The sequence below is a fragment of the Ruegeria sp. AG1 genome (assembly GCF_056541705.1).
The window spans coordinates 144,659-164,713 of record NZ_JBQFYU010000008.1; the positions used below are offsets into that span (position 1 = coordinate 144,659).

The 20,055-nt window shown below is 60.3% G+C and carries 21 protein-coding genes; 9 read left to right on the forward strand and 12 right to left on the reverse strand.

The genetic code is table 11. From position 1 onward, the window contains the following. The 4 genes from ACR0B5_RS13985 to ACR0B5_RS14000 are packed head-to-tail and all read left to right on the forward strand — an operon-like array spanning window position 1 to window position 3,682. The gene (locus ACR0B5_RS13985; RefSeq protein WP_480541191.1) at window positions 1-1,095 is read left to right on the forward strand and encodes an alcohol dehydrogenase family protein; all 1,095 of its coding nucleotides are present in this window, start codon (window positions 1-3) and stop codon (window positions 1,093-1,095) included. Beyond that, a complete protein-coding gene (locus ACR0B5_RS13990; RefSeq protein WP_480527350.1) occupies window positions 1,092-2,216 on the forward strand; it encodes a mandelate racemase/muconate lactonizing enzyme family protein in 1,125 nt (374 codons plus the stop codon). The genes ACR0B5_RS13985 and ACR0B5_RS13990 overlap by 4 nt, the downstream gene beginning before the upstream one ends. A gap of 3 nt (window positions 2,217-2,219) precedes the next feature. Further along, complete coding sequence (locus ACR0B5_RS13995) at window positions 2,220-2,951, forward strand: SDR family oxidoreductase (RefSeq protein ID WP_170691547.1); 732 nt, start codon at window positions 2,220-2,222, stop codon at window positions 2,949-2,951. Continuing rightward, complete coding sequence (locus ACR0B5_RS14000) at window positions 2,948-3,682, forward strand: SDR family NAD(P)-dependent oxidoreductase (RefSeq protein ID WP_480541193.1); 735 nt, start codon at window positions 2,948-2,950, stop codon at window positions 3,680-3,682. The genes ACR0B5_RS13995 and ACR0B5_RS14000 overlap by 4 nt, the downstream gene beginning before the upstream one ends. Window positions 3,683-3,743: 61 nt before the next feature. On the opposite strand, the gene ACR0B5_RS14005 is transcribed toward ACR0B5_RS14000, so the two are convergent. Together ACR0B5_RS14005 and ACR0B5_RS14010 are read right to left on the reverse strand one after the other, a co-directional pair. Continuing rightward, the gene (locus ACR0B5_RS14005) at window positions 3,744-4,757 is read right to left on the reverse strand and encodes an Ldh family oxidoreductase (protein ID WP_480541195.1); all 1,014 of its coding nucleotides are present in this window, start codon (window positions 4,755-4,757) and stop codon (window positions 3,744-3,746) included. A 58-nt stretch (window positions 4,758-4,815) separates the two neighbouring features. Further along, window positions 4,816-7,269, reverse strand: a complete 2,454-nt coding sequence (locus ACR0B5_RS14010; RefSeq protein WP_480541197.1) for a GcvT family protein — start codon at window positions 7,267-7,269, stop codon at window positions 4,816-4,818. A gap of 357 nt (window positions 7,270-7,626) precedes the next feature. Between ACR0B5_RS14010 and ACR0B5_RS14015 the strand changes: the two genes are divergently transcribed. Continuing rightward, window positions 7,627-9,342: a tetratricopeptide repeat protein gene (locus tag ACR0B5_RS14015; protein WP_480541199.1), complete on the forward strand. Its 1,716-nt coding sequence runs from the start codon at window positions 7,627-7,629 to the stop codon at window positions 9,340-9,342. Beyond that, complete coding sequence (locus ACR0B5_RS14020; RefSeq protein ID WP_480541200.1) at window positions 9,332-10,153, forward strand: 4-(cytidine 5'-diphospho)-2-C-methyl-D-erythritol kinase; 822 nt, start codon at window positions 9,332-9,334, stop codon at window positions 10,151-10,153. The genes ACR0B5_RS14015 and ACR0B5_RS14020 overlap by 11 nt, the downstream gene beginning before the upstream one ends. On the opposite strand, the gene ACR0B5_RS14025 is transcribed toward ACR0B5_RS14020, so the two are convergent. Beyond that, window positions 10,146-11,144: a polyprenyl synthetase family protein gene (locus ACR0B5_RS14025; protein WP_480541202.1), complete on the reverse strand. Its 999-nt coding sequence runs from the start codon at window positions 11,142-11,144 to the stop codon at window positions 10,146-10,148. The genes ACR0B5_RS14020 and ACR0B5_RS14025 overlap by 8 nt on opposite strands. 56 nt (window positions 11,145-11,200) lie before the next feature. Here ACR0B5_RS14025 and ACR0B5_RS14030 point away from each other — a divergent pair, with 56 nt between their 5' ends. The 3 genes from ACR0B5_RS14030 to ACR0B5_RS14040 all read left to right on the forward strand — a co-directional run bounded on the left by ACR0B5_RS14030 (window position 11,201) and on the right by ACR0B5_RS14040 (window position 12,472). After that, window positions 11,201-11,416, forward strand: coding sequence for a putative signal transducing protein (locus ACR0B5_RS14030; RefSeq protein ID WP_037316655.1), 216 nt, complete (start codon window positions 11,201-11,203; stop codon window positions 11,414-11,416). Then, window positions 11,413-12,192, forward strand: a complete 780-nt coding sequence (locus tag ACR0B5_RS14035; protein WP_480541204.1) for a tRNA1(Val) (adenine(37)-N6)-methyltransferase — start codon at window positions 11,413-11,415, stop codon at window positions 12,190-12,192. The genes ACR0B5_RS14030 and ACR0B5_RS14035 overlap by 4 nt, the downstream gene beginning before the upstream one ends. A 115-nt stretch (window positions 12,193-12,307) precedes the next feature. Beyond that, window positions 12,308-12,472: a YdcH family protein gene (locus tag ACR0B5_RS14040; RefSeq protein ID WP_170379030.1), complete on the forward strand. Its 165-nt coding sequence runs from the start codon at window positions 12,308-12,310 to the stop codon at window positions 12,470-12,472. Here the strand turns inward: ACR0B5_RS14040 and yddG are convergent. From yddG to ACR0B5_RS14085, 9 genes are all read right to left on the reverse strand, one after another. Next, a complete protein-coding gene (gene yddG, locus ACR0B5_RS14045) occupies window positions 12,469-13,335 on the reverse strand; it encodes an aromatic amino acid exporter YddG (protein ID WP_480541206.1) in 867 nt (288 codons plus the stop codon). The genes ACR0B5_RS14040 and yddG overlap by 4 nt on opposite strands. Continuing rightward, the gene (locus ACR0B5_RS14050; RefSeq protein WP_480541208.1) at window positions 13,332-14,279 is read right to left on the reverse strand and encodes a transcriptional regulator GcvA; all 948 of its coding nucleotides are present in this window, start codon (window positions 14,277-14,279) and stop codon (window positions 13,332-13,334) included. The genes yddG and ACR0B5_RS14050 overlap by 4 nt, the downstream gene beginning before the upstream one ends. A 300-nt stretch (window positions 14,280-14,579) precedes the next feature. Then, entirely contained in the window at window positions 14,580-15,302 is a 723-nt protein-coding gene (gene phbB, locus ACR0B5_RS14055) for an acetoacetyl-CoA reductase (RefSeq protein WP_039523022.1), read from the reverse strand. A 187-nt stretch (window positions 15,303-15,489) separates the two neighbouring features. Further along, on the reverse strand, window positions 15,490-16,665 hold the full coding sequence (locus ACR0B5_RS14060; RefSeq protein ID WP_480541210.1) for an acetyl-CoA C-acetyltransferase: 1,176 nt from the start codon (window positions 16,663-16,665) through the stop codon (window positions 15,490-15,492). A gap of 195 nt (window positions 16,666-16,860) precedes the next feature. Further along, a complete protein-coding gene (locus tag ACR0B5_RS14065) occupies window positions 16,861-17,694 on the reverse strand; it encodes an EAL domain-containing protein (RefSeq protein ID WP_480541212.1) in 834 nt (277 codons plus the stop codon). A 76-nt stretch (window positions 17,695-17,770) separates the two neighbouring features. Further along, entirely contained in the window at window positions 17,771-17,959 is a 189-nt protein-coding gene (locus tag ACR0B5_RS14070; protein ID WP_170553624.1) for a hypothetical protein, read from the reverse strand. A 94-nt stretch (window positions 17,960-18,053) separates the two neighbouring features. Beyond that, window positions 18,054-19,025 (reverse strand): sterol desaturase family protein, encoded by a 972-nt coding sequence (locus ACR0B5_RS14075; RefSeq protein ID WP_480541214.1) that lies wholly within the window; start codon window positions 19,023-19,025, stop codon window positions 18,054-18,056. Beyond that, window positions 19,022-19,408 carry a hypothetical protein gene (locus tag ACR0B5_RS14080; RefSeq protein WP_480541216.1) on the reverse strand — a complete coding sequence of 129 codons (387 nt, stop codon included), beginning with the start codon at window positions 19,406-19,408 and terminating at the stop codon, window positions 19,022-19,024. The genes ACR0B5_RS14075 and ACR0B5_RS14080 overlap by 4 nt, the downstream gene beginning before the upstream one ends. Before the next feature lie 64 nt (window positions 19,409-19,472). Next, a complete protein-coding gene (locus tag ACR0B5_RS14085; RefSeq protein WP_170639896.1) occupies window positions 19,473-20,039 on the reverse strand; it encodes a TlpA disulfide reductase family protein in 567 nt (188 codons plus the stop codon). Window positions 20,040-20,055 lie beyond the last annotated feature (16 nt).

Genomic DNA, 20,055 nt, shown 5'->3' on the forward strand with positions numbered 1-20,055 from the left:
ATGATCCCCGAAACCATGCATGCGGTCCAACTGACCGGCCATGGCGGTATCGAGATGCTTGACTACCGCTCGGACGTGCCAGTCCCGACACCGGGGCGCGGAGAGGTTCTGATCCGGGTCGCTGCCGCGGGTGTGAACAACACCGACATCAACACGCGGATCGGCTGGTACTCCAAGGCTGTCACCGAAGACACCAATACCGGTGGTGCCTCGGGTTTTGAAACCGTGGACGATGACGATGCCAGCTGGTCCGGCACGCCCTTGACCTTCCCGCGTATTCAGGGCGCTGATGTCTGTGGCTATGTTGCTGCCGTAGGCGATGAGGTCGACCCGGCGCGCATTGGCGAGCGTGTGATTGTGCGCAACATGCTGCGGACCTATGTGGACTACCGCCCTTTTGAATGCTGGACCATCGGCAGTGAATGCGATGGGGGTTTTGCCCAGTTCTGCGTCGCACCTTCTCAGGAATCTCATGCCGTGAATTGCGACTGGAAGGATGTGGAACTGGCCGCAATCCCCTGCGCCTATTCCACCGCCGAGGGCATGCTGCACCGCGCTAGCGTCGGGGCCGAGACTGTTCTTGTTACCGGTGCCTCGGGCGGTGTTGGTTCGGCTGCGGTGCAACTGGCGAAACGGCGCGGCGCGTACGTGATCGCAATGTGTTCACCCGCAAAGGCCGAGGCTGTTCGGGCTTTGGGCGCAGATCGCGTTCTGGACCGCAACGCTGATCTGGTGGCTGAACTGGGTGAGGGCTCGATCGACGTAGTGGTCGATCTGGTGGCCGGCCCGCAATGGCCCAGCCTGCTGGACGTGCTGCGCCGGGGCGGGCGGTATGCGACCGCCGGGGCCATCGCCGGGCCGATCTGTGAAATCGACGTGCGGACGCTCTACCTGAAAGACCTCACCCTGTTTGGTTGCACCTTTCAGGAGGACATCGTGTTCGAAAACCTCGTGAAATACATCGAGGCCGGAGATATCCGCCCCGTTGTCGCCAACACTTACCCGCTCAGCGAGATTGCGACAGCGCAGGAAGAGTTTTTGACCAAAACGCATACCGGGCAGCTGGTGCTGATCCCGCCGCAGGTGGCCTCGTGAAAATCCGCAAGATCGAGCTCTATGAACTGCATCTGCCCTATGCAGGCGGCTCTTATGAGTTGTCGGGCGGGCGAATTTACACCGGATTTGACAGTGTCATCGTCTGTATCACCGCCGATGACGGGTCCGAGGGGTGGGGCGAATCCACGCCCTTCGGCCCGAACTACATCGCCGCCCATGCACGGGGTGCGCGCGCCGGGGCTGAGGAAATCGCCCCCTATCTGATTGGCCGAGACCCGCGCGATGTGGACCGGATCAATGACGCCATGGATGAGGCTCTGCTGGGCCACAACCACGCGAAATCGGCGCTTGATCTGGCCTGTTGGGATCTGTTCGGCAAATCGGTTGGCCTGCCGGTCTATAAACTGCTGGGCGGTGCGACAGGCAATCGTCTGCCCGCAATCAGCTCGATCTACGCGGGCACGCCCGAGGATATGCGCGCCCGCGTCGCGGAACACCGCGCGATGGGCTATATGGGTCATTCGGTCAAAGTCGGTGCGATGGATTCCGAAGGCGGCCCGGCGCTGGATGCCGAACGTATCGCGGCCTCATTGGCAGATCGGCAACCGGGCGAATACTTCATCGTTGACGCCAATGGCGGCCTGATCCCGGAAACCGCGCTGCGGATGCTCCGTGCCCTGCCGAACGGGCTGGATTTCGTGCTGGAGGCCCCCTGCGCCACATGGCGCGAAACGCTTTCCCTGCGCCAGCGCTGTGACGTGCCGATCATTCTGGACGAGTTGGCGCAAGAAGATGGCGACATCGCCAAGCTGGTGGCGCTGGATGTGGCCGATGGCATCGGGCTGAAAATCTCGAAAGCCGGGGGGCTGACCCATGCCCGCCGTCACCGCGACATCTGCCGCGCTGCAGGGTTGACGATCAGTGTGCAGGACACGGTGGGGTCAACCCTGTCTGCCGCGTCGATCTTCCATATGGGTGCGACTGTGCCCGAACGGCTGCTTCGTTGCGTTCTGGACCCGCGCGACATGGTGACGATCCAGACCGGTGCGTTCGACGCCCCAATCGAAAACGGTGGTGTTCTGCCGCCCGATGCGCCGGGCCTCGGCGTGACAATGAACCGGGACCTGCTGGGGCAGGCCGTTGCAATCTGGGAAGACTGAAACATGTTTCAGGACAAAAACGCCCTCGTCACCGGCGCGGCCGGAGGGATCGGGCAAGCCATCGTCAACCAGCTGCGCGCGCAGGGCGCTCGGGTCGCGGTTGCGGATCGTTCGACCGATGGGATCGAGGCCGAGGCCCATCTGCCCGGCGATCTGCTGGACCCGGCTTATTGCGACCAATTGGCCTCTGCCGCGCATCAGGCTTTGGGCGGCCTCGATATCGTCATCAACAATGCCGGTGTCATCACACGCGGCCCGGTGACCGAGACCTCGGACGCCGACTGGAGTTTGTCCATGGGCGTGAATGTCGAGGCTCCGTTCCGGATCTGCCGCGCTGCCATTCCACTGATGGCCGAGTCGGGCGGCGGGGCCATCGTCAACACGGCGTCCTGCTGGGGCGGCAAGGCGCCGGGGCCAAACCATGCGCTCTATTGCATGACCAAGGCGGCGATCGCCTCGCTGACCGAATGCATGGGGATGGATCACGCACATCAGGGCATCCGCATCAACGCCGTTTGCCCGAATGAGGTTAACACGCCGATGCTGCGCTCGGGCTTTGCCAAGCGCGGGTTTGATCCTGACGAGGCCGTGACTGAACTGGGTAAGACCGTGCCTCTTGGGCGGATCGCCGAGCCTGAGGATATTGCTGATGTGGTCCTGTTCCTCGCCTCGGACGCGGCGCGCTACATGTGTGGCACGCTGGTTGAGGTCAATGGCGGGAAGCCGGTCGCATGAGGCGGTTTGAGGGCAAGGTTGCGCTGGTCACCGGCGGCCGCTCCGGGATAGGACAGGCCATCGCGGCACGGCTGACGGAGGAGGGCGCGCGCGTCTTCACCGCTCAGCGTGGTGGCGATGATCACTTCGAAGGAATCGCGGCCGATTTCACCGACCCCTCTGCGCCTGCACAGGTGATAGCCGAGGTCGTCGCCCGCGCCGGGCAGTTGGACGTTCTGGTCAACAATGCCGGGATGATGCAGGAGGCCCGCGTCGAAGAGATGACGTTGGATGACTGGCAGAAAAACCTGACCGTCAACCTGACCGCACCGTTCCTGATGATTCAGGCCGCTTTGCCCCATCTGCGCAAAACCAAGGGCAGCATTGTCAATACAGGCTCGATCGAGGGACTGGGCAGCAATCCCGGCCACGCAGCCTATTGCGCGTCCAAGGCTGGGCTGCACGGGTTGACCCGTGCCGTGGCGGTGGATCACGGGGCCGAAGGTATCCGCTGCAACGCCATCGCTCCGGGCTGGATCGACACCGAGCTGAACCTCGACTTTATCGACTCGATGCCCAACCCGGATGCGTTTCGCCGGGACATCGGCCAGATCCACCCGGTCGCACGCACCGGCAAGCCCGAAGAAGTGGCCGCATTGGCAGCGTTTCTGGCCGCTGAGGAAAGCGGCTTTATCACAGGGCAGGTCTACACCGTCGATGGCGGGCGGATGGCAAAACTCAGCTTGCCCTGACGTGAGAGCTGGTCCGGGTTGAGCATGACCCACACGCCCCCTTTGCCATCGGTTGGAAGCCTTACCGCAAGTCTTGCAACTGAGACAGCAATTCGGTGCTGACGTTGACGCCTCCGGCCTGAGACGCGGCGCGGTTTTTCAGCCGCCCGTCACCGGGTATGCGCGCGGTTCCGTTGCCTTCGATCTCGGCGCAGATGCGCGTGACATAGTCGTTGAAGGCGGCATTTCCGAACCGTGTCGGATCAATCGCGATCAGGGTCGCGCCGCCCTTGACGTTCAACGCGCCATGCGCCTCGCGCTCGGCATTGTCGACCGAAAGGGTGCCCCCCGCCAGTGCAGCGCCCATGATCTCGATCAGGAAGGCAATCGCGGCCCCTTTATGTTCGCCAAAGGGCAACAGGCTGCGGGTTTCGAGGATTGCGTTGGGATCAGCGCTGGGCTGGCCGTCCGGAGCCAGACCCGCCGGGCGCGGCAGGTCATGTCCTTCGGCGGCGGCCATGCGGATATCCATCAACGCAACCGTCGAGGACGCCTGATCCCAGACGATGGGCTCCATGCCGTCGCGCGGGCAGGCAAAAGACATCGGGTTGGTGCCAAAGACAGGGCGCACGCCACCCTGCGGCACCACCATCGACAGTGAGTTCACGACGGCCAAGGCCACCAACCCGGCCTCGGCCAGTGGTTCGGTGTCAAAGCGCAACGCGCCTAGGTGGTGACTATTTGCGCAGGTAAAGGCAGCGATCCCGTTTTCGCGCGCCATCGCAATTAGCTCGTCCCGGGCTGCGGCTGCGGCAATCTGGTAGTACCCGTTGTCTGCGTCGCCACGCAGAACGCCCGGTGCGATACGCTCGAATGTAGGGTGGGCAGCGGGGTTGGCATAGCCCGAGGTAAAGCTCTGGGCGTAGACCGGTAGCATGCGCAAACCGTGGCTGCGCGGGCCGTCACGTTCGGATTTCACGACAATCTCAGCGATCATGTCGCTGCCCGGTTCATCCATGCCCGCAGCCACAAGGACGGATTTCGCCAATTCCCTAACCTCTTGGAGTGAGAGCGTTTTCGTCGAGATATCGGTCATTGGCTAAATCCTGTCCTTGTGTTCGTGAAAGGGGCCGCAAGACCCCTTGTTGTTCTTGTCAGGCGCGTGCGCGGGCGCTGGAGGGATCAACGGCGCAGGTGTCGATGACCTCGGACTCGCGCATCTCGTTATGGACCAGCACCTGCATTCTGGTGCCCGGTGCCGTCATATCCTGCGGCACCAGAGCCATTGCGATGTCGTGGTTGCAATAGTATGAGAACCCGCCCGAGGTGACGCGCCCGATCAACCTACCATCGGAGTAGACGCCTTCGTCAAACATCACCGAGGTATCGCAATAGGGCAGCTTCAACGTGACCAGAGAGTTGTATCCCCCCGCGTCCAGCTGTTTCAGCAGCGCCGGTTTGCCGATGAAATCCCGTTCGACCACTTGCCCGTCGATCTTCTCGGTCATGGCGACTAACCGGCCCAGATCGGCCTCATAGGGGGTCAGGTCCTTGCAGATCTCGCGGTTGATAGCGCGGTAGGATTTCTCGAGCCGCATGGACTCCAGCGCTTCAAGGCCGAAGGGTTTCACGCCCGCCTTCAGCAACAGATCCACGAGGTGACGGTTGTAGCCCGCCGGATGGTGCAGCTCCCATCCCAGCTCACCGGTGTAGGAGACGCGCAGCAGGTGAACGCCCTTGGCATAGCCCACCTCGCCCATCTGGGCCGAGAGCCACGGGAAGGCCTCGTTCGACAGGTCATTGTCGGTCAGTTTCGACAGAATCTCGCGCGATTTGGGACCGGCCAGAGCGATCACGCCCAGCTGTTCCGAGATATCCTCCATCACGACCGAGCCGTCTTTGGGCAGCAGACGTTGCATCTGGTCCCAGTTATAGGCCTGCCAATTCGGGGTCGAGATCAGGTAGAAGTCATCTTCGGCGTAGCGCACGATGGTGTATTCCGCATCCATCCCGCCCCTGTCGTTCAGCATCAGCGACAGGGTCATGCGCCCCACCTTGGGCAGTTTGTTGGCCATCAGACCGTTCAGCCATCTGGCCGCTCCCGGCCCGCGTACGGTGAATTTGGTCATCGGAGACATCTCGATGAAGCCCGCCTCTTCCCGCGTGTGGCGCACTTCTTCCTGAACCAACCCCATATGATTGGTGCGGCGGAAGGAGTGTTCGGGGATCGCCTCTTCGGGTGATTTGGCGAACCAGCGCGGGAATTCATAGCCGTTGAAGCTGGTCCAGACGGCACCTTGCGCGGTCAACAGATCGTAGGAGCCTGCGGTTTTCATCGGGCGAGCCTCGGGGAAATCCTCACCGGGGATGTGCGCATCCATATGGGTGCCCCATGTCTCGCGCACCTTGTCCATGGTCCACCGTTTCGAGGCATAGTCCGAGAACCGGCGCGGGTCGAGTTCCGACATGTCCGCACCCGGATCGCCATCCACGATCCATTTGGCCAGACGGTTCCCTACCGTACCGCCCCAGAGGATACCGCCGGGCATCCCTTCGGCCAGCCAAAGGTTCTCGTGCCCCGGCGCGGGGCCAGCCAGAGGCAGCTCGTCCGGGGTCATCTGGAACGGACCGCGGGTGTTGGCCTTGATGCCGACCTCGCCCAGTGTTGGAACCCGTTCAATTGCGCGCTCCCATTGGGTTTCGACGGCATCGAAATCTTCGGGCAGAAGGTCGACCCCGAAATCCGGCGGCACGCGGTCTTCGGCGAACAGCTTGAGGTCCTTGGTGAATTCATAGGGGCCAAACTGGATGCCGCCCACGTCCTCGCGCAGATAGGCGCCATAATCCTCGTCCCGCAGGATCGGGAATTCCGGCAACCCCTGTGCCTTGCGCTCTTTCAGCAAGGGCACGGTCTCGGTTGTCCAATATTGGTGAACGATCGGGATACAAGGCAGGTCGAGCCCCACACGGCGCGCGTTTTCACGGGCGTAGTTGCCGGTGGCAAAGATCAGATGCTCGCAGGTGATCTCACCCTGGTTGGTGGTCACTTTCCAGTGGCCGTTCTCGAGCTTTTCATAAGCGGTGGCTTCGGTGTTCTGATAGACCTTGGCCCCGGCATCGCGCGCCAACTTGGCCAGCGCCATGGTGATGTCGGCGGGATTCACATAGCCGTCTTCGGTATGCAGGATGCCGCCACGAATATCCGGGCTTTGGTTCAGCAAGGGGTGAATCTCGGCAATCTCTTCCGGTGTCAGCAGTTTGCAGGGCACCCCGGCGGCTTCGGCGATCGAGATATAGGACTGGAACTCATCCCAGCGCTTTTCGGTATTGGCAACGCGCAGCTGGCCCACTTTGCGCAACCCAACCGAGGTCCCCATCTTTTCTTCAACCTCGGTATAGATGCGGATGGTTTCCATGGTCATTTTCGACACGTTTCGCGACCGCACAAAAGTCACAAGCAAACCGGCCGCATGCCACGTGGACCCTGACGTCAGCGTCGTCCGCTCCAACATCACGGCATCTGTGCAGCCATGTTCGGTCAGACCATATAGGATCGAGGCCCCAACGCAGCCGCCCCCGACCACAACAACTTTTGCATGTGACTTCATCGTAGGTTCATACCGTGTTTCGTTTGCCAATAGTGTTTGGAAGCACCATTCCGCCAGTCGGTCTTTTGCGCAATTGGAAAAATATTTCACTCTGAATGAGTTGAAGTCACCCAAGCCAAACAAGTGCCTTGTGAAACGCGCTGGGTACCCAAGTCCTCAGCTAGGGTGAGTTGACTAAGAGCTCTATTGATGGGTTGCCATTGAGTGTTGGGCGGCGCTCCTGCTTGATCCGTGCAATAGGGCGGCCAGTTCTTAGGCGAAAACCGGTGCAATGGCGTCGTCGTGAACCTTGAACCATTGCCTCTTGCGGGCCGAGGCCCTAGCTTAACGTGCAGTCAACGATAGCAAGGCAGGATTTTGGTGGTTTCCCTGGTTCGTCGCGTGGCACTGGCCGCGCTGCTTTCATCCTCGGTCGCAATCCCGGCATTTTCGGATACCGGGTCCGGGGCCTATTTGGCCGGACGTCAGGCAATCTACGAAAACGACTATGCCGCCGCCGAAAGGTATTATGCGCAGGCGTTGCGGTCTGATCCGCAGAACGCATTGCTGTTGGAAAGCGTGGTCGTCGCGCGGCTGGCGCTGGGCGAAGTTGAGCGCGCACTGCCCATCGCTGAGACGATTGAAGAGAATGGCCTTCCGAGCCAAGCTGCCCGGATTGCCATCGCCGCAAACCTGATCGCAGAGGGCGATTGGGAGACCCTGCTGTCACGTGATCCCGAAACGCAGGGCGTGGGTCCATTGGTCGATGGGTTGATGATTGCCTGGGCCTATCTTGGTCAGGGTGAGATGACCAAGGCGATGGAGCAGTTCGACTCGGTTACAACCCAGGAAGGGTTGCGCGAGTTTGCCCTCTATCACAAAGCGATGGCTTTGGCGTCGATCGGTGATTTCGAAGGGGCTGAGGCGATTTTCGCGGCCGATGACGGGGTCGTGGCCCGGTTCACACGCCGCGCCGCGTTAGCCCGGACCGAGGTTCTGTCGCAGCTTGACCGGAATGAGGACGCTCTGACCTTCCTGGCCGATGTGTTTCAGGCCGGAAGCGATCCGTCGATCGCAGATTACACAAGCCGATTGTCTGATGGCGAAACGCTGCCCTTCACCCATGCAGGAACGGCGCAAGACGGCATGGCCGAGATCTTCTTTTCGGTGGGTGCCGCGTTGAATGACGAGGCCGCGCCGGACTACGTTCTGCTCTATGCTCGCACGGCCAGCTTCCTGCGGCCTGATCACGTCGACGCCCTTCTGATGAGCGCTGAGCTTCTGTCGGAACTCAACCAGCTTGATCTTGCGGTCGAAGCGTATCGCGCGGTTCCCAAGGACAGCACCGATCACCACGTGGCCGAACTGGGCCGGGCTGATGTTCTGGGGCAATCCGGCAAAACCGATGCGGCGGTTGAGGTTCTGCAATCGCTGGCTGCGGAAAAGCCTGATCTTCCCAGTGTCCATGTCGCTTTGGCCGATCTGCAGCGCCGCGAGGAAAACTATGCCGCCGCGGTTGATTCCTACAACACCGCAATTGATCTGGCGGAGGGTGTCTCGGCCGCGAATTGGTTCCTGCACTACGCGCGCGGGATTTCTCATGAGCGCCTCAAGCAATGGGATCAGGCCGAAGCCGATTTCCGTCGCGCGCTTGAGCTGAACCCGGATCAGCCGCAGGTTCTGAACTATCTGGGCTATTCGCTTGTCGAACGTCGCGAAAAACTCGATGAGGCGCTGGACATGATCGAACGCGCCGTCGCGGCTCGCCCCGACAGTGGTTATATCGTCGACAGCCTGGGCTGGGTCCTGTTCCGCCTTGGTCGCTATGACGAAGCGGTCGAGCACATGGAGCGTGCGGTTGAGTTGATGCCGGTTGATCCGGTGGTCAACGACCATCTGGGCGATGTCTACTGGGCCGTCGGACGCGCCCGCGAAGCTGAGTTCCAGTGGAAACGGGCTCTGTCCTTTGTTGATCCCGAAGACACCGATGGTGAGGCTGATCCCGAACGCATCCGACGCAAGCTCGAGGTCGGTCTGGATACGGTTCTGTCCGAAGAGGGCGCGGATCCGTTGAAGGTTGCCAATGGCAACTAGCGCCTTTGCGCCCGCCAAGGTCAATCTAACCCTGCATGTCACCGGCCAGCGCGCCGATGGCTATCATCTGTTGGATTCACTAGTGGCTTTTGCCGACATTGGCGATCAGCTGACGTTTGACCCGGGCGTAGGTATTTGGATCTCGGTGAGCGGAGAGCATGCCGACGGGGTTCCGACGGACAGCCGAAATCTGGTCTGGAAAGCGGCCGAGGGCACTGGGTGGACAGGCCAAATCACGTTGAACAAGGTGCTGCCTCATGGTGGAGGCATCGGCGGAGGGTCCTCGGACGCGGCGGCCGTTCTGCGCCACGCGGCGGCGCAAGGGTTTGATATCCCGCCGCATCTTCCGACCGCGTTAGGGGCCGATGTACCGGTCTGCATGGTGGCCGAGGCTGCGCGGATGCGGGGGATTGGGGAGCAGGTGGACCGGGTCGCTTTGCCCCCATTGCCTGTCCTGCTGGTCAATCCTGGGGTTGAGGTTCCGACCGGATCGGTCTTTAGCGCTATGTCGTCGCGGGACAATCCGGGCTTGCCGGATCAAATCCCCTCATTCTCGGGCGTGGAAGACTGCGTCGCGTGGCTCTCGAACCAGAGAAACGACCTTGAACAGCCCGCCATAAGCCAGGCCCCGCAAATCGGGCGTGTGTTGGAGGAATTGGCGGACACAAGGGATGTGCTGCTAGCCCGAATGTCGGGGTCAGGGTCGACCTGTTTTGCGCTCTACCCGTCGATGAAGGCCGCGCATTTCGCAGCCTATGAGATCGGCGCGGCCCAGCCAGATTGGTGGTGCCGCGCAACGATGCTCAGTTAAGGCGCGAGACCACGTAGTCGGCCAAATCGCGCAGCAGAGTGCGGATTTCGTGATCAGGCAGAACCTCGAGCGAGGCTTTGGCCTTGTTCGCCCATCCCAGCGCGTCCTGACGGGTCGCCTCGAGCGTCTGGTATTTGTTCATAAGCCCAAGCGCATATTCCAGATCGCCATCCTGCTGGCGGCCTTTTTCGATCGTGCGCTCCCAGAAGATACGCTCATCCGCTGTGGCCCGCGCAACGGCTTTGATCACAGGCAGGGTCAGTTTGCGCTCGCGGAAATCGTCACCCACATTCTTGCCGGTTGCCTTGCTATCGCCCTGATAATCCAACAGATCGTCAGCAATTTGGAAGGCAATGCCCAGGGCATCGCCATAGTCGAACAGAGCTTTGACCTGCGCGTCTGAGGCTTCCGCAATCACGCCGCCAACCTCGGTCGCTGCGGAAAACAGGGCTGCGGTCTTGCCGCGTACGACCTGCAGATAGATGCTCTCATCCGTGTTCAAATCGGTGGCCGCGGTCATCTGCAGCACCTCACCTTCGGCAATCGTGGCCGAGGCATTGGCTAGGATATCCAAAACGCGTAGCGATCCGGTTTCAACCATCAACTGGAAGCTGCGGGAAAACAGATAGTCGCCCACCAACACGCTGGATTTGTTGTCCCACAACAGATTCGCCGTGGGCCGCCCGCGTCGTTGGGCGCTTTCGTCGACCACATCGTCGTGCAACAGGGTCGCGGTGTGAATGAACTCGACCGTCGCGGCCAGACGCACGTGATGCTCGCCCGTATAACCAAACAGCCGGGCCGCCGCCAATGTCAGCATCGGGCGCAGGCGCTTGCCGCCCGCTTCGACGAGATGCGCGGTCACCTCGGGGATACGGGGCGCGTGTTCGGACGCCATCCGGGTCCGGATTAGCGTATTCACAGCCTCCATTTCGCCGGTCAACATTTCGGCCAGCCGTTCGTGCGGCTTCGAGATTGTGCTGATGCCCATCACACTCCTGATACAAGGCTCGACTTTCGCCCTGCCTTGCCCTTACATCCATCCCCATGAAAGAACTATTGCGCAGTACCGATCCGACAATCTTGGCCTTTGCATCCGCTCTTCTTGAGGGCGAGGATATAGACTGCTTTCAGATGGACGTAAATATGAGCATCCTCGAAGGCGGCATCGGAATTTTCCCGCGACGCCTGATGGTTCGGGCCGATGATCTGACCCGAGCAGAGCGGGTGATGCGCGACAACGAGATTCCGCTGGGGCGATGAGCGGGTTCAAGGAGGATGAGCTAAGCCGGAACGATTTCCTCGGCGGGCGGTTGCGCCTGTGGCAACCCGTGTCGGGCTATCGCGCGGGGGTCGATCCTGTTTTGCTGGCGGCCAGCGTGCCCGCAACCTCTAGTCAGTCGGTGCTGGAGCTTGGCTGCGGGGCAGGGGCGGCAATCCTGTGCCTTGCGACACGCGTCCCCGGTTTGGACCTGTGTGGTGTTGAACTGCAAACGGCCTATGCGGATCTGGCCTGCCGCAATGCCACAAAAAACAATATGGTGTTGGAGGTCGTTTCGGCTGATCTGAATGAGCTGCCCTCCGATCTAAAGCAGCGCCAGTTCGACCATGTGATCGCCAACCCGCCCTACTATCGCGCAGGCGCGCACACTGCAGCTACGGACAGGGGGCGCAGTGTGGCTTTGGGGGAGCAGACGCCTATTGCCGATTGGATTGATGTCGCGGCCAAACGGCTGGCCCCGCGCGGCTATCTGCACATGATCCAAAAGGCGGATCGCCTGCAAGATATGCTTTTGGCCTGTCGGGGACGTCTGGGCTCGGTCGAAGTGCTGCCGCTTGCGGCCCGCGCGGGGCGAGAGGCCGAGCTTGTGATTCTACGGGCCCGCAAAGGTGGGCGGGCGGCCTTCAGGCTGCATGCACCTATCATCCTGCATGCGGGACAACGACATGAGCGCGACGGTGACAGCTATACGCCGGAACTCTCGGATGTGCTGCGGCAAGGCGCTGCGTTGGGGCCGTTTCACGTCAATCGGCAATGACCAGCCGAATTTGTCGGATTTATCACTTTTTCTTCGCGTCTGCGGCGTGACAGGCTGGAAACGATATGCTCAACTTCTTACGTGACATCTAGACACGTAAACAAGGAGGATCGCCATGAGCGTGAGCGCACATCTGACGGAACTGAAGAAGAAGCACGAATCTCTCGGTCTCGAAGTGGAACAAGCTCAACGCGCGCCAGGCATTGATGATCTTCATATCGCCCAGCTAAAGAAACAAAAGCTAAGGCTGAAGGAAGAGATCGAGCGCTTATCGACCTAACCTTTAAGACTGGCGCGCGCCGCAACCACGGCCCCGCCGGTGATCAAGACCGCCGCGATCGCCAATGTCCATGTCGGCATGGCGATCCCGGCAAAAACCAGAACCACGGTAGACAGCAAAGGCGCCGCGTAAGAGCTGGTGCCCAGCATTTGAATGTCGCCCTGTTTGACCCCGATATCCCACACATAGAAGGCCAGACCGACCGGCCCAAGGCCAAGGGCCAGTGTCGATATCCAGCTGTGCGTGGTGTCCGGCCAGACCGGTGCCTCAAGCGCGAAATGCAGGCACCATGAGGCGATCGCCGTGAACACGCAGAACACCGCGACCGAGCTTGTGGGCGTTTCTCCCAGCTTCCGTGACAACACGGAATAGCCCGACCATGTCAATGCGCATAGGAACGCCAGCGCGTATCCCGGTAGGTGGTCGGCTTGAAACCCGGCGCTGCCGCCTCCGGTGATGATCAGCGCAGCCCCGGCAAAGCCCAAACAGGCCCCGATCAGGTGGCCAGCGCGCAGATTCTCTCCGGGCAACAGGCCCGAGAACAGGACGATAAGCAGTGGCCAGAGATAGGCGATCAGCCCCGCCTCGGCCGCCGGGGCCATCCGAAGGGCCGAGAAGTATAGCGCGTGGTAGCCGAACAGGCCCACCGTTCCAAAAGCGTAGACTTTCCAACTGATGCGGCGCAGCTGGGACAATCCGCCCGATCGCCACGTCCAGACAAGCCCCAAAGTACCGCCGATACTGAAGCAGATCGCATTCAGTAGAAGCGGCGGTGTTGGGGCTGACCCGACTGTGAACAGGGCCAGCAGCGCCCAAAGCAAAACCGCAATGAAGCCGATGGCGGTGGCGCGTTGTCTGGTCATGTGGATGAGACGTCTTCTACAGGAACGATGGTGAATTCATCCGAGATATGAGCGGTTTTTTCAATCTCCGCAACAAACCAATCGCGAAATGCTGCGACTTGAGGCCGGCTCTCCGCTCCGGGCAGGCAGAGAAATCGAAAGCGGCCTTTGGTCTCGATCGCGGTTTTAAACGGCGCGACCAGCCGCCCTTCCATCATGTCCTTGATGATCATCGCCCGTCGCCCCAAGGCCACGCCCACGCCAGCGACGGCCGCGTCAATCGCGTGGTCTGCGTTGGAAAAATGCGCCCCGTGGGTCGGCGTAAACTCCACGCCAACAGCGCGGAACCACGTCGGCCAATCTGCCGGAGGTTTCAGAAACGCGATCGAATCGTCATGAATCAGAGGCGCTTCGCGCAGGCTTTCGGGCGTTGTGAACTCGGCGGCCAATTCGGGCGTCATGACCGGGGTTAGCCACTCCTTGCGAACTGGCAGGCAATAGAGGCCATCATCCCCGCCATAGCCGAACCGGATTGCGACATCCACGTCGTCCCGCTCAAGGTCCATATTGCGCAGGGTGGCTGAGAACCTCAGGTCGATTTCGGGATGGGCGCGGGCAAAATCATAAAGGCGCGGAGCTAGCCATTTGGCGGTCAGCGCAGGTCCGGCCGTCACGGTGAGGGTCGTGTTGTCCTGCAGCCTGCGTGTTGCGGCCCACGCGGCTTTGAGCGACGCAAACCCCTCGGCAGCCCCCGGGGCAAGCGCTTTGCCCGCCTCGGTCAGCTCGACCGCGCGATTCAGGCGGCGAAACAGCGGATGGCCCAAATGGTCCTCAAGCGACTTGATCTGGAAGGACAGCGCCGCGGGCGTGACGTTCAACTCTTCTGCGGCTTTGGCAAAGGACATGTGCCGCGCGGCAGCGTCAAAGGCGCGCAAAGCGGTGAGAGGGGGAAGGCGATCACTCATGTCACTTAAGTAATACTTATCTGAATGCTTGAAAACTCTCGTTTGTGCCTTTTTCAATCAAGGGTCATGTTTAGGGCAAGTCAAGTTCAGCTTTAGCAAAGGGGATCCGCCATGATCGAGATGTCAACAAACCCGTCTGTCCAGATTGCAATTCGTCGTGCCCATGAAGAGCGCAGCAAGCTTGTTCACAAAGTTCTGGGATGGGTGTTTGGTTCCCGCTGACCGCAGCGCGCGCGGACTTACGGGATAAAGAAGGGCCGGTCCAAAAGGACCGGCCCGTTTTCGTTCAGTGCGCTGAAATCAGACGAAGAACTGAGCGCCGTTGGCCGAGATGGTCGAACCATTGATGAACTGTGAATCGTCCGATGCCAGGAAGGCGACGCAGCGCGCGATTTCCTCAGGCTCACCCAAGCGACCGGCCGGAATCTGGCCGATAATCGACTCGCGGACCTTCTCAGGCACGGCCATAACCATTTCGGTGGCGATGTAGCCGGGGCAGATCGCATTTGCGGTGATACCGGCACGCGCGCCTTCCTGCGCCAGCGATTTCACGATACCCAGATCACCCGCTTTGGTGGCTGCATAGTTTACTTGGGCAAACTGGCCTTTCTGGCCGTTGATCGAGCTGATCACGATAACGCGGCCAAACTTGCGTTCGCGCATGCCGGACCAGACGGGGTGCACGGTGTTGAACACGCCGGTCAGGTTGGTGTCGATGACTTGATGCCACTGTTCAGGCGTCATCTTGTGGAAGGGCGCGTCGCGCGTGATGCCCGCATTAGCTACGACGATGTCGATGGGGCCGACTTCGGCCTCGACCTTTTCGATGCCCGCTTTGGATTCGTCATAGTCGGCCACGTTCCACTTGTAGGTGGCGATGCCGGTTTCCTCGGTGAATTTCGCTGCGGCTTCGTCATTCCCCGCATAGGTGGCGGCAACATTGTATCCTTCGGCCTTGAGCGCCTTGGAAATTGCTGCGCCGATGCCGCGAGAACCGCCGGTTACGAGTGCTGTACGTGCCATGGATGACTCCTCCAATTTTGGTCGTCTTGGTAATTCTGTTACTCTGAGAGAGAATGTTGCGCAATATCGTTTCGTGTTCGATCTTGTCTTTCTGTCTGGCGATATTGTCGCAGCTGTTGTGTAAAGCTTGATTGTAACAAAAAAGGGCGTCCAGTGGACGCCCTTTTCTATTTAGATGTCAACGCACTTAGTCGCGCTCCACGCAGAGGGCGACACCCATGCCGCCACCAATGCAGAGGGTGGCCAGACCCTTCTTGGCATCACGGCGCTTCATTTCGAATAGCAGCGTGTTCAGAACACGGCAGCCGGATGCTCCGATCGGATGGCCGATGGCAATCGCGCCACCGTTCACGTTCACGATCGAAGGATCCCAGGCCATGTCCTTGTTCACGGCGCAGGCTTGCGCGGCAAAGGCTTCGTTGGCTTCGACCAGATCCAGATCGTCAACCGACCAACCTGCTTTCTCCAACGCTTTGCGCGAAGCGTAGATCGGGCCAACGCCCATGATCGACGGGTCCAGACCGGCAGTCGCGTAGGACGCGATACGGGCCAGTGGCTCAATCCCGCGCTTTTCGGCGTTCTCAGCCGACATCAGCAGGGTCGCCGCTGCACCGTCGTTCAGGCCCGAGGCGTTTGCCGCGGTGACCGAGCCGTCTTTGGTGAAGGCCGGGCGCAGTTTGGCCATTGCTTCCATTGTTGCGCCGTGACGGATGTATTCGTCCTTGTCCATCACGATGTCGCCCTTGCGGGTTTTGATGGTGAACGGAACGATCTCGTCGGCAAATTTTCCTGCGTTCTGTGCAGCCTCGGCTTTGTTTTGCGAGGCAACGGCGAATTCGTCCTGCATGTCGCGGCTGATCTGCCATTTCTCGGCGACGTTCTCGGCGGTTTGGCCCATGTGATAGCCGTTGAACGCATCCCACAGACCGTCGCGGATCATGGTGTCGATGTATTTCATGTCGCCCATTTTGTGACCTGCGCGCAGGGCAGCGGCGTGGGGAGACAGGGTCATGTTTTCTTGGCCACCAGCGGCGACGATATCCGCGTCGCCCAGTTGGATGTGCTGAGCACCCAGCGCAACAGCGCGCAGGCCCGAACCACAAACCTGGTTAATGCCCCAAGCCGCGCTTTCCTGCGGCAGCCCGGCGTTGATATGCGCCTGACGTGCGGGGTTCTGGCCCTGAGCGGCGGTCAGGACCTGACCCATGATGGTTTCGCTGACTTCGCCTTTGTCGACGCCGGCGCGTTCGACGACGGCTTCGAGGACGGCAGCGCCCAGATCATGTGCGGGGGTATTGGCAAACGAGCCGCCAAAGCTGCCCACACCTGTACGTGCGGCGGATGCGATTACTACATTGGTCATATAATTTGTCCTTTACCGTCGTGGTCCAGCGGGAAATGTGACGACGCGGACCGCAGAGGGCTCCCTCTGCCCGTACCAGAGCGCCAATTTCTCCCCCCTCTAGTGACTTCTGCAATAGCGCAATGCTGCACTTGCAGCAACGGACAGCTTGCCTCAGGCGGCAATCAGGCAAGTGTTCGCGCGCCGATTGTCCAACTAAGTCCCTGTTTTGGAGTTTCTTTTTGCGTTCCACGGCGGCGACAACGACGGCGCGCCAAATAGGAAACCCTGCATGCAGTCGACACCGCTTGCGCTCAGAAAAGCTGCGTCTTGCGGATTCTCGACTGATTCGGCTGTGACCAGAATTTCGAACTCTCGCGCGACTGCGATCAATGCACGGACGAGGGCCTGGTTGTCGGGGTCGGTACTGATACCGCGAATGAACTGACCGTCGATCTTGGCGGCATCAAACAAGAATTCCCGGAAATGTCGAAAGCAGAAATTGCTTGCGCCAAAGTCATCCAGAGCAAAGGCAATACCACGCTCCTGCAACCTGTCCATCAGGTCGATCACCAGCTCGGGCACCTGCATCGCCGATTTCTCGGATATCTCCAAAATCAGTCGTTCGCCCAGATTGCTATCCCGTTTGAGAAAGCGATCTAGAATACGAGACCAGTGCGAATACCCGATCGAGCGCGCTGACATGTTGATCGACAGCCGGATCTGAGGGTTCCTGACCAGTGTCTGCAACCCCATCTCAAGCGCGATGCAATCCAACTCGCGCCCGATGGGCGTGTTTTCCACCTGAGGCATGAATTCCCGTGCAGGGATAACCCGCCCGGTTTCGTCCAACACACGGATCAGACCTTCGTAGAAGGCAACGTTATGAGGCGCCTGTGCCTGCATCAGCGGCTGAAAGGCCAGTTTGCATTGTTTGTGCCGAACTGCATCCGAGGCCATCTGCAATACAGATTGATCCCGACCGGAAATTGCTGAGGTCAAAGGGCTGTCTGGCCCGTCCTCGGCATCTGCAATTGTCTTGTCTCGCATGCGCGCTGATCCCGAATGGCTCTTCGGTTGCAGTGTCGCAGGAAACAGATGAATCTGGGGTTAATGCAGGTGATGATTAGCGCGCAGATTGCCACGCATGGCTGAGCGAGGCCGCTGCCCCGAACACTGCGCCCATAGCGCCAAGGATCATCATGGAAAACCCGATTAGGACAAGCGCTGATGCTGCCGTTGCGATGGCGGCAAACATGGCCAGAAGCACACCTAGCAGTCCGACTGTGGTTGATACGGTTGTCACTCGGGTCATTCCGGCCTCCGGCCACTGGTTACGTCACGCCTGACGCTCCATATGGACCGTTCGGGCCGGATTTCAACCAGAGCGGCGTAGTGCCGCGCCAGGATCAGGCCTGTTTTGCTGCGGAATTAGGCAAGTTTTCGCGGGTTTGCTCGAATCCGGGCGTTCCGAGATCATCAGGATGGCGGGCCACATGCTTTGCCTTGATCTGCTCTGAGCTATCCCGGCTTCCATCGTGGCTATAGCCGGGCGGGGCAAAACAATAGGCGAGGCGTTGCTTCAGCGTCAGCCCCGGTTGGGTCGCATCGCGCCAGATGCCGACCCATTCGTGAAAGGCGACGCGCAGCGGGTTGAAGGTGGCGATGTTGTGAACCAGCCCGTAGTCGACCCGGTCGTTCTCTTGCTCGGGGACAAAAGTGCCGAACATCTTGTCCCAGATGATGAAAACGCCAGCATAGTTGCAATCCAGATAGCGCGCGTTGCGGCCGTGATGCGCCCGGTGATGGCTGGGGGTGTTCATGACCGCTTCGAACCAGCGGGGCATTTTTCCGATGGCTTCTGTGTGAATCCAGAACTGGTAGATCAGGTTCAGCCCGCCCACGAACAGCACCATCGCCGGGTGAAAGCCCAGCAGGATCAGCGGCGCGCGCACCACCATCATGAAGGTAAACGTATAGGTCCATGTCTGCCGTAGCGCGGTGGTCAGGTTATAGTGCTGCGAGCTGTGATGGTTCACATGACTGGCCCAGACCCAGCGGATACGGTGGCCAAACCGATGCACCCAGTAGTACCGCAGGTCATCCAGCACAAAGCACAGGATGATGATCGGGATCGACGTGCCCAGATCGAGCGGCGTGATCCGCCACAGCCACATGAAGAACCCATAGGCGATAAATCCCAGAAGGAACCCCGACGCAATATTGCCCGCCCCCATGATCAGAGAGGTCACTGCATCGCGCGTCTCATACCGCCCACCGCGGCCTTTGACTGCGATCCAGACGAACTCGGCCAAAATGGCGGCGATGAAGAACGGGACGGCCCATTGGACGGCATCGGGAAAGGTGATCTGGTCGGTCATGCGGGCTCCATCAGGTTGCGCCAGTGGGGGCGCTCAAACTCATCCAGATGGATGATGGCTTTGGGGGTGCCGAAATCGTGGAACAGAATCTCGAACCCGTCGGTGCGATCCAGCAAGTCATAGTCCAGCAGATGCTGCGCCACAGTATCCGCGCCAAAGGACCAGATGAGACCCGGCCCTTTTTCCGTCCGTACCAGCGCTGCATGGCGATCATGGGCAACCGTGACGTCAATGACGGTGTCTTCCGGGAAATGCCGGACCCATTGATCGCGCGCGGTTTCAGCAGACAGAACGCACCGTTGCGATCTGCCGGTCAGATGCAGCAACAGAGTGACCCCGGCGATCCCGCCGACCACAAGCACCAACAGAATTTCCAGTGGCATTCCATCCTCCTGCGCACAGAGTGCGGATCAGAGGATGGGCTGTCAAAGGTGGCGTTGCGTCAGCTTAGCTGTTGGCCTCGACCAGAGTCGCAATGATCGCCTTCGCGCTATCCGAGTTCCATTCGGCATCGCCGATCAGGCGGGCGATTTCATTACCATCCGGGTCGATGATGACGGTGATCGGCAGTCCAATGACACCCATCTCACGCGCCACAGCTTGCGAGGGATCCTGATGGCGGGGCAGGTTGTCGATGCCATTTTCTTCGAAGAATTTCTTGATCCCGGCAGGCGAGTTGCGCCCGGTCGCCAGAGTCAGAACCTCGAACTTGTCTCCCCCGAACTCGTCCTGTAGCTCGGCGATCTGGGGCATTTCCTTGCGGCAGGGCGCGCACCAGGTGGCCCAGAAGTTCAGCAGGACGTACTTGCCTTTGTAGTCCGCAAGTGAGGCCGTTCCGCCATCATCTTCCAGTTGGAAGTCAACCGGCGTCACCGGCTTGGGTTCTTTATGCAGGATCAGCCGTTTCAGGCTGTCTTCGCGCAAGGGGCCCAGCGTTTCGGCATCGGTCGCCAAAGCGGCATTTGCACCCAGCGCAAGGGCCATATAAAGGGGGATCAGACGAAATAGGCGCATATCAACTCCGGGTTTT